General features: G+C 63.9%; 13 protein-coding genes. 11 read left to right on the forward strand and 2 right to left on the reverse strand.

Annotation, left to right across the window (positions count from 1 at the left end):
- Nucleotides 1-238: 238 nt before the first annotated feature.
- The 4 genes from AC3WLP_RS20880 to AC3WLP_RS20895 all read left to right on the forward strand — a co-directional run bounded on the left by AC3WLP_RS20880 (nt 239) and on the right by AC3WLP_RS20895 (nt 3,346).
- Nucleotides 239-586 carry an ArsC family reductase gene (locus tag AC3WLP_RS20880; protein ID WP_041168523.1) on the forward strand — a complete coding sequence of 116 codons (348 nt, stop codon included), beginning with the start codon at nt 239-241 and terminating at the stop codon, nt 584-586.
- Between the two features lie 31 nt (nt 587-617).
- Entirely contained in the window at nt 618-1,652 is a 1,035-nt protein-coding gene (gene dapD, locus AC3WLP_RS20885; protein ID WP_004574732.1) for a 2,3,4,5-tetrahydropyridine-2,6-dicarboxylate N-succinyltransferase, read from the forward strand.
- 81 nt (nt 1,653-1,733) lie between these two features.
- Nucleotides 1,734-2,939 (forward strand): cysteine desulfurase, encoded by a 1,206-nt coding sequence (locus AC3WLP_RS20890; RefSeq protein ID WP_088513363.1) that lies wholly within the window; start codon nt 1,734-1,736, stop codon nt 2,937-2,939.
- Nucleotides 2,936-3,346, forward strand: coding sequence for a SufE family protein (locus AC3WLP_RS20895; protein ID WP_003252266.1), 411 nt, complete (start codon nt 2,936-2,938; stop codon nt 3,344-3,346). The genes AC3WLP_RS20890 and AC3WLP_RS20895 overlap by 4 nt, the downstream gene beginning before the upstream one ends.
- A 107-nt stretch (nt 3,347-3,453) precedes the next feature.
- Here the strand turns inward: AC3WLP_RS20895 and tcdA are convergent, their stop codons facing one another.
- Nucleotides 3,454-4,263: a tRNA cyclic N6-threonylcarbamoyladenosine(37) synthase TcdA gene (gene tcdA / locus AC3WLP_RS20900; protein ID WP_178085913.1), complete on the reverse strand. Its 810-nt coding sequence runs from the start codon at nt 4,261-4,263 to the stop codon at nt 3,454-3,456.
- A gap of 119 nt (nt 4,264-4,382) precedes the next feature.
- Between tcdA and AC3WLP_RS20905 the strand changes: the two genes are divergently transcribed.
- The 4 genes from AC3WLP_RS20905 to AC3WLP_RS20920 all read left to right on the forward strand — a co-directional run bounded on the left by AC3WLP_RS20905 (nt 4,383) and on the right by AC3WLP_RS20920 (nt 9,523).
- A complete protein-coding gene (locus tag AC3WLP_RS20905) occupies nt 4,383-6,974 on the forward strand; it encodes a glycosyltransferase (protein WP_012053552.1) in 2,592 nt (863 codons plus the stop codon).
- A 190-nt stretch (nt 6,975-7,164) separates the two neighbouring features.
- Nucleotides 7,165-8,316 (forward strand): succinyl-diaminopimelate desuccinylase, encoded by a 1,152-nt coding sequence (dapE, locus tag AC3WLP_RS20910; protein ID WP_004574734.1) that lies wholly within the window; start codon nt 7,165-7,167, stop codon nt 8,314-8,316.
- Nucleotides 8,316-9,128, forward strand: coding sequence for a putative RNA methyltransferase (locus AC3WLP_RS20915; RefSeq protein ID WP_014754288.1), 813 nt, complete (start codon nt 8,316-8,318; stop codon nt 9,126-9,128). Before dapE ends, AC3WLP_RS20915 begins: the two co-directional genes overlap by 1 nt.
- 17 nt (nt 9,129-9,145) lie before the next feature.
- Entirely contained in the window at nt 9,146-9,523 is a 378-nt protein-coding gene (locus tag AC3WLP_RS20920; protein WP_010952612.1) for a hypothetical protein, read from the forward strand.
- A gap of 122 nt (nt 9,524-9,645) precedes the next feature.
- Here AC3WLP_RS20920 and AC3WLP_RS20925 read toward each other — a convergent pair whose 3' ends face one another.
- Nucleotides 9,646-9,855 (reverse strand): cold-shock protein, encoded by a 210-nt coding sequence (locus tag AC3WLP_RS20925; protein WP_003252255.1) that lies wholly within the window; start codon nt 9,853-9,855, stop codon nt 9,646-9,648.
- 233 nt (nt 9,856-10,088) lie between these two features.
- On the opposite strand from AC3WLP_RS20925, the gene plsB reads away from it, so the two are divergent.
- The 3 genes from plsB (at nt 10,089) to AC3WLP_RS20940 (ending at nt 13,770) form a co-directional block, all read left to right on the forward strand.
- Entirely contained in the window at nt 10,089-12,575 is a 2,487-nt protein-coding gene (gene plsB / locus AC3WLP_RS20930; protein ID WP_088513361.1) for a glycerol-3-phosphate 1-O-acyltransferase PlsB, read from the forward strand.
- Between the two features lie 76 nt (nt 12,576-12,651).
- On the forward strand, nt 12,652-13,050 hold the full coding sequence (locus AC3WLP_RS20935; protein ID WP_088513360.1) for a YbaY family lipoprotein: 399 nt from the start codon (nt 12,652-12,654) through the stop codon (nt 13,048-13,050).
- 33 nt (nt 13,051-13,083) lie between these two features.
- Nucleotides 13,084-13,770, forward strand: a complete 687-nt coding sequence (locus tag AC3WLP_RS20940; RefSeq protein ID WP_003252248.1) for a DUF4197 domain-containing protein — start codon at nt 13,084-13,086, stop codon at nt 13,768-13,770.
- Nucleotides 13,771-13,924: the final 154 nt, after the last annotated feature.

Raw genomic sequence — 13,924 nt, forward strand, 5'->3', positions numbered from 1 at the left:
GCAAATGCCACAGGCATAACTGGCCAGAAACAAACGTAGGAGCGGGTTTACCCGCGAAGCGCCGCGCGGGCGGCGCTCGATCTCAAACGCGCTACAAGACTCAAGGCAGACCTAACCACGCCCCACCAACCCCCAAGACTTGCACACCCGTGGCGCTCCCAGTCTCGTTCCCGCATAATCCCGCGACTGACATCGAAAAACGGAGAGATTGGGGCAACCTGTATCCCCAATGTACACAATGACCTACACGCTCTACGGCATCAAAGCCTGTGACACCATGAAAAAGGCGCGTACCTGGCTCGAAGACAAAGCCATCGCCTACGAATTCCACGATTACAAAACCCAAGGCATCGACCGCGACAGCCTGAACCGCTGGTGCGACGAACACGGCTGGGAAGTCATCCTCAACCGTGCCGGCACCACCTTCCGCAAGCTGGACGACGCCAGCAAGGCCAACCTCGACCAGGCCAAGGCCGTCGAGCTGATGCTGGCCCAGCCGTCGATGATCAAACGCCCGGTGCTCGACCTTGGCGCGCGTACCCTGGTTGGCTTCAAGCCCGACCTGTACGCCGCTGCCCTGGCCTGAGCCCCCACCCTATTTCGCACGAGGTAATCACATGTCCAATACCCTGTTCAGCCTGGCCTTCGGTGTCGGCTCCCAGAACCGCCAGGGCGCCTGGCTGGAAGTGTTCTACGCACAACCGCTGCTCAACCCGAGCGCCGAACTGGTTGCTGCAGTAGCCCCTGTTCTCGGTTACGAAGGTGGCAACCAGGCCATCGCCTTCAGCAACGCCCAGGCCGCACAACTGGCCGAAGCCCTGAAAGGCGTGGACGCTGCCCAGGCCGCCCTGCTGACCCGCTTGGCAGAGAGCCACAAGCCGCTGGTCGCCACCCTGCTGGCCGAAGACGCTGCCCTGAGCTCGACCCCAGAGGCCTACCTCAAGCTGCACCTGCTGTCGCACCGCCTGGTCAAGCCGCATGGCGTAAGCCTGGCCGGTATCTTCCCGCTGCTGCCGAACGTGGCCTGGACCAACCAGGGCGCGGTCGACCTGGGCGAACTGGCCGAGCTGCAACTGGAAGCACGCCTGAAGGGCGAGCTGCTGGAAGTGTTCTCGGTGGACAAGTTCCCGAAAATGACCGACTACGTGGTCCCGGCCGGCGTGCGTATCGCCGACACCGCCCGTGTGCGCCTGGGCGCCTACATTGGCGAAGGCACCACCATCATGCACGAAGGCTTCGTCAACTTTAACGCGGGTACCGAAGGCCCGGGCATGATCGAAGGCCGCGTTTCCGCTGGCGTATTCGTCGGCAAGGGCTCGGACCTGGGCGGCGGCTGCTCGACCATGGGCACCCTGTCCGGTGGCGGCAACATCGTCATCAAAGTCGGCGAAGGCTGCCTGATCGGCGCCAACGCCGGTATCGGTATTCCGTTGGGCGACCGCAACACCGTCGAAGCCGGCCTGTACATCACCGCGGGCACCAAGGTGAACCTGCTGGACGAGAACAACGAACTGGTCAAAGTGGTCAAGGCCCGCGACCTGGCCGGCCAGACCGACCTGCTGTTCCGCCGCAACTCGCTGAACGGCGCGGTAGAGTGCAAGACCCACAAGTCGGCCATCGAGCTGAACGAAGCGCTGCACGCTCACAACTGAGAACCCTGCCGGGTTTGAGGTGTTAAGATCGGGTCTGGCGCCAATGCACCAGACCCGATTTTCATTCCAGGCCTCGCAAACATGTTCCAGCCCTCTCCCTGGCGTGCCGACTTCCCCGCCATCGCCGCCCTGCAACGGCAGCACCAGACCTATCTGGACAGCGCCGCCACCACCCAGAAGCCGCAAGCCCTGCTCGATGCCCTGAGCCATTACTACGGCCATGGCGCAGCCAACGTGCACCGTGCCCAGCATTTGCCAGGTGCGCTGGCGACCCAGGCCTTCGAAACCAGCCGCGACAAGGTCGCCGCCTGGCTCAATGCCGCAGACTCGCGGCAGATCGTGTTCACCCACGGCGCCACCTCGGCACTGAACCTGCTGGCCTATGGCCTGGAGCACCGCCTCGAAGCCGGTGACGAAATTGCCATCAGTGCCCTGGAGCACCATGCCAACCTGTTGCCCTGGCAACAGCTGGCGCACCGGCGCAACCTGCGCCTGGTGGTGCTGCCACTGGACGCCCAGGGTCGTATCGACCAGGACCAGGCACTGCAACTGATCGGCCCGCGCACCCGAGTACTCGCCATCAGCCAGCTGTCCAACGTGCTGGGTACCTGGCAACCGCTGCCTGCGCTGCTGGCCCATGCCCGCGCCCAGGGCGCGCTGACGGTGGTTGATGGTGCCCAGGGCGTGGTGCATGGTCGCCAGGACATGCAGCAACTGGGCTGCGACTTCTATGTGTTTTCCAGCCACAAGCTGTACGGTCCGGACGGCGTCGGCGTGCTCTATGGCCGCGCCCAGGCCCTGGAGCTGTTGCGCCACTGGCAGTTCGGTGGCGAGATGGTGCAGCTGGCCGAGTACCACAGCGCCAGCTTCCGTCCCGCGCCCCTGGGCTTCGAAGCGGGTACGCCGCCGATTGCCGGGGTGATCGGCCTGGGTGCAACGCTGGACTACCTGGCCAGCCTCGATGCCCATGCGGTCGCAGCGCATGAAGCCAGCCTGCACCAGCACCTGCTGCGTGGCTTGGGCGACCGCGAGGGCGTGAGGGTGTTGGGCGTACCGCAGACTGCCCTGGCCAGTTTCGTCATCGAGGGCGTGCACAACGCCGATATCGCTCATCTGCTGACTGAACAGGGCATTGCCGTGCGTGCCGGTCACCACTGTGCCATGCCACTGCTGAAGGGGCTGGGGCTGGAGGGCGCGATACGGGTATCGCTGGGTTTGTACAACGACAGCGATGACGTGCAGCGTTTCTTCGACGCGCTGGACCAAGGCCTGGAGCTGTTGCGATGAGCCTGCCGGAACAGGCGCACCAAGCGCTGGAAGCGTTTCAACAGGGCAAAGGCTGGGAACAGCGTGCGCGGCTGTTGATGCAGTGGGGTGACCGCCTGGAGCCGCTGGCTGATGCCGAAAAGACCGAGGCCAACCGGGTGCATGGCTGCGAGAGCCTGGTGTGGCTGGTGGCCGAGCAGATCGAGGGCGTGTGGCGGTTCAAGGCCAGCAGCGATGCCCGCTTGTTGCGTGGGCTGCTGGCGCTGTTGCTGGTGCGGGTGCAGGGACTGGCCAGTGAGGAGCTGGCCGGGATTGATCTGCGCGAGTGGTTTACCCAGCTCGGGCTGGAACGCCAACTGTCGCCGTCGCGCAGCAATGGGCTGCATGCGGTGTTGCAGCGGATGGCGGAGTTGGCATCCAACCGCTGAATCGGCGCCGGTTTCTTCGCGGGCCTGCCCGCTCCCACAGGTACGGCATCATGCTTGAGAGAGATGCAATTCCTGTAGCGGGCGGCCCGCGAAGACGCCCACGCGATCTACTCAGGCTTGACCCGTTCCGACGGCCGGCGCGCTCCAGCCACCAGTTTTTCTATCGCCTTGCTCGCCGCTACCATGCCAAAGGTCGCGGTCACCATCATCACTGCACCAAAGCCACCCGAGCAGTCCAGGCGCACGCCCTCACCCACGAAGCTTTTCTGCAGGCAAACGCTGCCATCCCCCTTGGGGTAACGCAGCTGTTCACTGGAGAACACGCACGGCACGCCATAGTTGCGGCTGACATTACGCGAGAAGGTGTAGTCGCGGCGCAGGGTGGAACGCACCCGTGAAGCCAATGGGTCATTGAAGGTCTTGTTCAGGTCAGCGATCTGGATCTGCGTCGGGTCGATCTGCCCACCCGCGCCACCGGTAGTGACAATGGCAATCTTGCGCCGGCGACACCAGGCGATCAGCGCCGCCTTGGCCATGACGCTGTCGATGCAGTCGATCACGCAGTCGAGGTGCTCGGTGATGTACTCGGCCATGGTCTCGCGGGTGACGAAGTCGGCCACCGCATGCACCGTACACCCTGGGTTGATCGCCCGCAGGCGCTCGGCCATGACCTCGACCTTGGGCCGCCCCACCTGCCCTTCCAGCGCATGGGCCTGGCGGTTGGTGTTACTGACGCAGACATCATCCAGGTCGAACAGGGTAATCTCGCCCACACCGCTGCGTGCCAGGGCTTCGGCCACCCACGAGCCCACCCCGCCAATACCGACCACAGCCACATGGGCCTGGCCCAGACGTTGCAGCCCCTGGTCGCCATACAGCCGGGCAACGCCGGCAAAGCGTGGATCTTCTGTGCTCATGTTCATACCCCAAAAAACCGGCGCGCATTATATGCCAGTGAACCCTTGGCCTGCATCGTTAGGAAAGAGACTACCAACCCTGCTTTAATGTCCTATCACTTCCACATGAATGGACGACGATGTCTTCACGTAAATTCGGCCTGAACCTGGTAGTGGTGCTGGCCATCGCCGCACTGTTCACCGGGTTCTGGGCACTGATCAACCGCCCGGTCTCCGCCCCCGCCTGGCCAGAACAGATCTCTGGCTTTTCGTATTCGCCGTTCCGCCTGGGCGAAAGCCCACAGAAGGGTCAGTACCCCACCGACGACGAAATGCGCCAGGACCTGGAGCAACTGAGCAAACTGACCGACAGCATCCGTATCTATACCGTGGAAGGCACCCAGGCCGACGTCCCGCGCCTGGCCGAGGAGTTCGGCCTGCGGGTGACGCTGGGGATATGGATCAGCCCGGACCTGGAGCGCAACGAGCGCGAAATCGCCACGGCCATCCAGCTGGCCAACACGTCGCGCAGCGTGGTGCGGGTGGTGGTCGGCAACGAGGCGCTGTTCCGTGAAGAAGTCACACCGGAAAACCTGATCAAATACCTGGACCGCGTACGCGCAGCCGTGAAGGTGCCCGTGACCACCAGTGAACAGTGGCACATCTGGAAGGAACATCCTGAGCTGGCCAGGCACGTCGACCTGATTGCCGCGCACATCCTGCCCTACTGGGAGTTCGTGCCGATGAAGGATTCGGTCGAGTTCGTCCTCGACCGCGCCCGTGAACTGAAGCACCAGTTCCCGCGCAAACCCCTGCTGCTGTCGGAAGTCGGCTGGCCGAGCAACGGCCGCATGCGCGGTGGTGCCGATGCCACACAGGCCGACCAGGCCATCTACTTGCGCACCCTGGTCAATACCCTCAACCGCCGTGGCTACAACTACTTTGTCATTGAAGCCTATGACCAACCCTGGAAGGCCAGCGACGAAGGGTCGGTAGGCGCCTACTGGGGCGTCTACAACGCCGAGCGCCAGCAGAAGTTCAACTTCGACGGCCCTGTGGTGGCGATCCCGCAGTGGCGGGCCCTGGCAGTGGCGTCGGTGGTGCTGGCAATGATCGCCCTGATGGTGCTGTTCATCGATGGCTCGGCCCTGCGCCAGCGTGGCCGTACCTTCCTGACGTTCATCACCTTCCTGTGCGGGTCGGTGCTGGTGTGGATCGCCTATGACTACAGCCAGCAATACAGCACCTGGTTCAGCCTGACCGTGGGCGTGCTGCTGGCCCTCGGCGCGCTGGGCGTGTTCATCGTGTTGCTCACCGAGGCCCACGAACTGGCCGAAGCGGTCTGGATACACAAGCGCCGCCGCGAATTCCTGCCCGTGCAGGCCGACAGTGCCTACCGGCCCAAGGTGTCGGTGCATGTGCCGTGCTACAACGAGCCACCTGAGATGGTGAAACAGACCCTGGACGCCCTGGCCGCCCTGGACTACCCCGACTACGAAGTGCTGGTGATCGACAACAACACCAAGGACCCGGCCGTGTGGGAGCCACTCAAGGCCCACTGCGAGAAGCTTGGCGAGCGCTTCAAGTTCTTCCACGTCGCGCCGCTGGCCGGCTTCAAGGGCGGTGCGTTGAACTACCTGATCCCGCACACGGCAAAGGACGCCGAAGTGATCGCGGTTATCGACTCGGACTACTGCGTGGACCGCAACTGGCTCAAGCACATGGTGCCCCACTTCGCCGACCCGAAAATTGCCGTGGTGCAGTCACCGCAGGATTACCGCGACCAGCACGAAAGCGCCTTCAAGAAGCTGTGCTACAGCGAATACAAGGGCTTCTTCCACATCGGTATGGTTACCCGCAACGACCGTGACGCGATCATCCAGCACGGCACCATGACCATGACCCGGCGCAGTGTGCTGGAAGAACTGGGCTGGGCCGAGTGGTGCATCTGCGAGGACGCCGAACTGGGCCTGCGCGTGTTCGAGAAAGGCCTGTCCGCCGCCTACGCCCACAACAGCTACGGCAAGGGCCTGATGCCCGACACCTTCATCGACTTCAAGAAGCAACGCTTCCGCTGGGCCTATGGCGCCATCCAGATCATCAAGCACCACGCCGGCGCGCTGCTGCGCGGCAAAGGCAGCCAGCTGACCCGTGGCCAGCGCTACCACTTCCTGGCCGGCTGGCTACCGTGGATCGCCGATGGCATGAACATCTTCTTCACCATCGGCGCGCTGTTGTGGTCGGCGGCGATGATCATCGTGCCGCATCGGGTCGATCCGCCCCTGATGATCTTCGCCATCCCGCCGCTGGCGCTGTTCTTCTTCAAGGTCGGCAAGATCATCTTCCTGTACCGCCGAGCGGTGGGGGTGAACCTCAAGGATGCCTTCGCAGCTGCGCTGGCCGGGCTGGCGCTGTCGCACACCATCGCCAAGGCGGTACTGTATGGTTTCTTCACCAGCAGCATGCCGTTCTTCCGCACGCCGAAGAACGCTGACAGCCATGGATTGCTGGTGGCGATTTCCGAAGCCCGTGAAGAGCTGTTCATCATGTTGCTGCTGTGGGGCGCGGCGCTGGGCATCTACCTGGTTCAGGGGCTGCCGAGCTCGGACATGCGCTTCTGGGTGGCGATGTTGCTGGTGCAGTCGTTGCCTTATGTGGCAGCGCTGGTGATGGCGTTCCTGTCGTCGCTGCCCAAGCCCGCAGAAAAGGCTGCCCAAGCGCAGCAGGCTTGAGATTGCCGGGGCTGACCTGTGCAGCCCATTCGCGGGCACGCCCGCTCCCACAGGCCTGGCACAGGCATTCAGAGCTGTGCGGTACCTGATGGAGCGGGCGTGCCCGCGAATGGGCCGTGCTGCCCGAAACCATTTGATATAAGATAACGCCCCTCAGATTTCCCCGCCTTGCCTTGCCCCGGAGTCCCCCATGACGGCCCCTGCCGAGCTCTCGCCTACCCTTCAACTGGCCTGCGACCTGATCCGTCGCCCCTCGGTCACCCCCGTCGACGCCGATTGCCAGGCGCAGATGATGAACCGTCTGGGCGCCGTCGGTTTCCAGCTGGAGCCGATGCGCATTGAAGACGTCGACAACTTCTGGGCCACCCACGGCAGCCAGGACGGCCCGGTACTGTGTTTTGCCGGCCACACCGACGTGGTGCCTACCGGCCCGGTCCAGCAATGGCAGCATGAACCCTTCGAGGCACTGATCGACGCCGACGGCATGCTCTGTGGCCGTGGCGCCGCCGACATGAAGGGCAGCCTGGCGTCCATGGTCATCGCCAGCGAGCGCTTCGTGCAGGACTACCCGAACCACCGCGGCAAGGTCGCGTTTCTGATCACCAGCGACGAGGAAGGCCCGGCTCACCACGGCACCAAGGCGGTGGTCGAGCGCCTGAAAGCGCGCAACGAGCGTCTGGACTGGTGCATCGTCGGCGAACCGTCCAGCACCACCTTGCTGGGTGACGTGGTCAAGAACGGTCGCCGTGGTTCGCTGGGCGCCAAGCTGACCATACGCGGCAAACAGGGCCATGTGGCCTACCCGCATCTGGCGCGCAACCCGATCCACCTGGCCGCCCCGGCCCTGGCGGAACTGGCTGCCGAACACTGGGACGAAGGCAACGCGTTCTTCCCACCCACCAGCTTCCAGATCTCCAACCTCAATTCCGGCACCGGCGCCACCAACGTGGTCCCGGGCGAGCTGACCGCGCTGTTCAACTTCCGCTTTTCCACCGAGTCCACCGTTGAAGGCTTGCAGGCGCGGGTGTCGGCGATTCTCGACAAGCATGAACTGGACTGGTCGGTCGACTGGGCACTGTCGGGCCTGCCGTTCCTGACCGAACCAGGCGAGCTGCTCGACGCCGTGGCGGCCAGCATCAAGGGTGTCACCGGCCGTGATACCCAGCCCTCCACCAGCGGCGGCACCTCCGATGGTCGCTTCATCGCAACCATGGGTACCCAGGTGGTCGAACTCGGCCCGGTCAACGCCACCATCCACCAGGTTGACGAGCGGATCCTGGCCAGCGACCTCGATCTGCTGACCGAAATCTACTACCAGACCCTGGTTCGGTTGCTCGCCTGATGCTTGCCTGCCCGCTTTGCCAGGCGCCGCTGAGCCGGCTCGACAATGGTGTGGTGTGCCCAGCCGGCCACCGCTTCGACCGCGCCCGCCAGGGTTACCTGAACCTGCTGCCGGTGCAGCACAAGAACAGCCGCGACCCCGGTGACAACCAGGCCATGGTCGAGGCACGCCGCGACTTTCTCGACGCTGGCCATTACGCGCCAGTCGCCCGCCGCCTGGCCGAGCTGGCCGCCGAGCGCCAGCCTGGCACCTGGCTGGACATCGGCTGCGGCGAGGGTTACTACACCGCACAGATCGCCCAGGCCTTGCCGGCCGCCGACGGCTATGCGCTGGACATCTCCCGCGAAGCGGTCAAGCGCGCCTGCCGCCGAGCACCGGCGGTCACCTGGATGGTCGCCAGCATGGCCCGCGTGCCGCTGACCGACGCCAGTTGCCAGTTCATCGCCAGCGTTTTCAGCCCGCTGGACTGGGCCGAGGCCAAGCGTTTGCTCAGCCCCGGCGGCGGCCTGATGCGGGTCGGCCCGACCAGCGGCCACCTGATGGAACTGCGTGAAGTGCTCTACGATGAAGTACGCCCTTACGCCGACGACAAGCACCTGGCCCTGGTCCCTGAAGGCATGGCCCATGCCCACAGCGAAACCCTCGAGTTCCGCCTGAGCCTGGCCGCGCCCAAGGCCCGCGCCGACCTGCTGGCCATGACCCCACACGGCTGGCGCGCCAGCGCCGAAAAACGTGCCCGGGTGATCGATCAGCCCGAGCCGTTCGAGGTCACGGTTTCCATGCGTTATGACTATTTCGTGCGCCAAGACTGAGCACACCCGGAGCCCTTATGCGTCAACCTGATATCGAGATCTACCTGAAGGACGCCGACGTCGACCACAAGCAGATTGCCGAGTGGCTCGCCCAGGCAATCGGCCCGTGCACCGAGTGGAAGCAGAAAGGCCATACCTTCAAATGCCAGGCCGGTAACATTCCGGTCACTTGGTTACCCAAGGCTGTAGGGAAATGGAACAGCCTGTACCTGGAAAGCGACCAGACGCCGTGGGCCGATGACGTTGCCTGCGCCCGCGCCGCATTTGCCGCGCTGGGTGTGGAAGTGCGCTGTGCGCCGGGTGGCTGGGTCGAGGAAGACGGGGAAGAAGATGCCGACCGCTGGGTCCGCATCAGCGCCGACGGTGAAGAGGAAATCACCTGGCGTACATCATGAAACGGCAGGTTTGCTCGTTTCTGTAGCAGCGGGTTTACCCGCGAACACGGGCCACGCCCGTGGCAGCCACCGTGGTGGCTGCTTCGCGGGCAAGCCCGCTCCTACGGCTTGAAACCAGAGGCTCAGAGGCCCACTACGTCTTCGGCTTGCAGGCCTTTCTGGCCCTGCACGCAGGCGTACTCCACCCGCTGCCCTTCGACCAGGGTACGATGCCCCTCACCGCGGATCGCCCGATAGTGGACGAACACATCCGCACCACCTTCGCGCTGAATGAAGCCATAACCCTTGGCATCGTTGAACCACTTTACATTCCCAGTCTCACGAGACGACATCTGAACTACTCCGGATTTTTATTGTGAAGATCGCCTTGCAGGCATGAGGTCACCTGCCCCGTGCCAACGCCGCTTGCCGAAATATCCTGCAAGTGGCAGGCCGAGTATATGACACAGAACAAAAAAAATTGATGACGGCGCCGCCGTTGGCCGAATTTTGCTGAACTTACGCCGATACGGCAGACTAAATAGCAGAATACCCACCTGAACATCACACCCAGGGCACACACCCCATGACCCGTTCCCCCCTGCACCGCCTGATCTTCGGCGGCCTGCGTCGCCTGTTGTACCTGTGGGTGCGCTCCGAGACCATCAACCAGTCTTCCATGACCCTCAACCTCGACCGCAGCCGGCCGGTGTTCTATGCGCTGCCCTCGCCCGCGCTCACCGACCTGGCCGTGCTCGACCACGAGTGCACCAAGGCGGGGCTACCGCGCCCGGTGCTGCCGGTAGCTGTCGGCCCACTGCAGGAACCCGCCGCGTTCTTCTACCTGACCCCCGACCCGGACTGGCTCGGCCGTCAGGACAAAAGCGGCGCCCCGCCCACCCTCGAGCGCCTGGTGGCTGCCGTCAGCCAGCATGCTGAAGAAGATGCGCAGATCATTCCTGTCAGCGTGTTCTGGGGCCAGACCCCGGCCAGCGAGTCCAGCCCCTGGAAGCTGCTGTTCGCCGACAGCTGGGCGGTAACCGGGCGCCTGCGCCGGCTGCTGACCGTACTGATCCTGGGGCGCAAGACCCGGGTACAGTTCTCCGCGCCCATCCACCTGCGCGAGCTGGTGCAGCACAACAAAGGCCACGAGCGCACCGTGCGCATGGCCCAGCGACTGATGCGCGTGCACTTTCGCAACCTCAAGGCTGCCGTCATCGGCCCGGACATCTCGCACCGACGCACCCTGGTCAAAGGCCTGGTCCATGCCCCGCAAGTGCGCCAGGCGATTGCCGACGAAGCGCAGCGCGAGAACCTTCCGCTGGCCAAAGCCGAGGCCCAGGCACTGCGCTATGGCAACGAGATAGCCTCGGACTACACCTATACCGCCATCCGCTTCCTCGAAGTGGTGCTCAGCTGGTTCTGGAACAAGATCTACGACGGCATCAAGGTCAACCACATCGAACAGGTGCAGGGTATCGCCCCTGGCCATGAAGTGATCTACGTGCCGTGCCACCGCAGCCACATCGACTACCTGCTGCTGTCGTACCTGCTGTTCCGCAACGGCCTCACTCCGCCGCACGTGGCTGCTGGCATCAACCTCAACATGCCGGTGGTGGGTAACCTGTTACGCCGTGGTGGCGCCTTCTTCATGCGCCGCACGTTCAAGGGCAACCCGCTTTACACGGCGGTGTTCAATGAGTACCTGCATACCCTGTACACCAAGGGCTTCCCGGTCGAGTACTTCGTCGAAGGCGGCCGCTCGCGCACCGGGCGCATGTTGCAGCCGCGCACCGGGATGCTGGCCATTACCCTGCGCAGCTTCCTGCGTTCGTCGCGTACGCCAATCGTGTTCGTGCCGGTGTACATCGGCTACGAGCGCGTGCTCGAAGGCCGTACCTACCTGGGCGAACTGCGCGGCGCCAGCAAGAAGAAGGAGTCGGTGCTGGACATCTTCAAGGTGTTCGGCGCACTCAAGCAGCGCTTTGGCCAGGTCTACGTCAACTTCGGCGAACCCATCCGCCTGGCTGGCTTCCTCGACCAGCAGCAGCCCGGCTGGCGTGAACAGGATCACGGTCCGCAGTACCGGCCGGACTGGCTCAACGCCACCACCGCCCGCCTGGGAGAAACCGTGGCCCGCCACCTCAACGAGGCGGCGGCCATCAACCCGGTCAACCTGGTGGCCCTGGCACTGCTGTCCACCAGCCGCCTTGCCCTGGACGAGCGCGCCCTGACCCGCGTTCTCGACCTGTACCTGGCGCTGCTGCGCCAAGTGCCCTACTCGCCGCACACCACCCTGCCCGAGGGCGACGGCCAGGCACTGATCGAACATGTGCGCAGCATGAACCTGGTGGCCGAGCAGAAGGACGCCCTGGGCCGCATCCTCTACCTGGATGAAGGCAACGCGGTGCTGATGACCTACTACCGCAACAACGTGCTGCACATCTTCGCCCTGCCGGCGCTGCTGGCCAGCTTCTTCCTCAGCAGTTCACGCATGAGCCGCCAACTGCTGGGCCAGTATGTGCACGCGCTTTACCCCTACCTACAGGCCGAACTGTTCCTGCGCTGGACGCCAGAACAGCTGGACGAGGTCATCGACCAATGGCTGGTCGCGCTGGTGGAACAGGGCCTGCTGCGCCAGGACAACGACCTGTACGTGCGCCCGGCGCCCAGCTCGCGGCAGTTCGTGTTGCTGACCCTGCTCGCCCGCACCATCACCCAGACCCTGCAGCGCTTCTACATGGCCACCTCGCTGCTGATCAACAGCGGGCAGAACAGCCTGAGCGCCGAAGCGCTGGAAGACCTGTGCGTGATGATGGCCCAACGCCTGTCGATCCTGCATGGCCTGAACGCACCGGAGTTCTTCGACAAGACGCTGTTCCGCCACTTCATCCAGACCCTGCTCCAGCAAGGGGTGCTGCACGCCGATGCGCAAGGCAAGCTGGGTTATCACGACAAGCTCGGCGAGCTGGCCGAGGGCGTGGCCAAGCGAGTACTGTCGGCCGAGCTGCGCCTGTCGATCCGCCAGGTGGCCCTGCACCGTGACGACGGGCTGGAAACTTCGACCCTCTAACGGTTCATCGGTCGGCAAAATCCGCTAAAGTCCGTGGGGTTGGCCACAAGCCAGCTCCAAGGACACCGGAGATTCCATGAAAAAGCTCTTTATGCTGTGTTGCGCATCCCTGCTTGCAGCCTGCTCCAGCCAAACCCCACCCAACCAGGCCAGCCTGGACGGTGAAGTCTTCTACCTGCAGCGCATTGCCCTGCCGCCTGCCGCCACCCTGAGTGTGGAACTGCAGGATGTGTCGCTGATGGACGCCCCTGCCGTGACCCTGGCGCGCCAGGCCGGCCCGGTCAAAGGCAACGTGCCGCTGCCGTTCCATCTCACCTATGACCCCGCGCAGGTCAAGCCTGGCCACCGCTATGCGGTGAGTGCGCGCATTGAGCTGAATGGCAAGTTGCTGTTCATCAATACCGAACACCACGGTGTCGCGCTCGATGGCAGTGACCCGCAATTGGTACGCATCAAGGTAGACCAGGTTCGCTGATACCCGTTCTCATCCGTTTACAAGGAAAGCTTCATGATCCGCACTTCCCTGCGCTTCACCACCCTGTGCGCCGGCCTGCTGCTGTCGGCCAGTGCCCTGGCCCTGTCGCTGGGCGACCTCAGCCAGAAGGACGCCACCGGCGGCCTGAAAGATGCCCTGACCCAAGGTGCGCAACTGGCCGTCAAGCAACTGAGCACCCCAGGCGGCTTCAGCAACAACCCGGACGTGCGCATCGAGCTGCCAGGCAACCTGGGCAAAGCCGCCAAGGCGATGAAGATGTTCGGCAAGGGTGAACAGGTCGAAGCCCTGGAAACCAGCATGAACAAAGCCGCCGAGGCCGCCGTGCCGCAGGCCCAGGCGATTCTGGTGGATGCCGTGAAGAACATGAGCGTGACCGATGCCAAGGGTATTCTCAGCGGCGGTGACGACTCGGCCACCCAGTACCTGAACAAGAGCAGCCGCGAGCAGATCCGCGCCAAGTTCCTGCCAATCGTCAAGCAGGCCACCGACAAGGTTGGCGTGGCCCAGCAGTACAATGCCTTCGCTGCCCAAGCCAAAGGCCTGGGGCTGGTCAAGGATGACGCCAATATCGAGAACTACGTGACCGAGAAGGCGCTGGATGGCCTGTTCGAGATGATCGGCAAGCAGGAGCAGAGCATTCGCCAGAACCCGGCAGCGGCGGCTACCAGCCTGGCCAAGAAGGTCTTCGGCGCGCTGTAGGAGCGGGTTCACCCGCGAAAGGGCCGGGCCTGCTGGCCAATTTTCACCAGCCGTTCACCGTTGCTGCCGCTACCGTATTCGCGGGTAAACCCGCTCCTACACTGATCGAAAAGCCTGCGCGGTCCTCTGTAGGAGCGGGTTCACCCGCGAAAGG

The sequence above is a fragment of the Pseudomonas sp. FW305-E2 genome, from assembly GCF_058782925.1.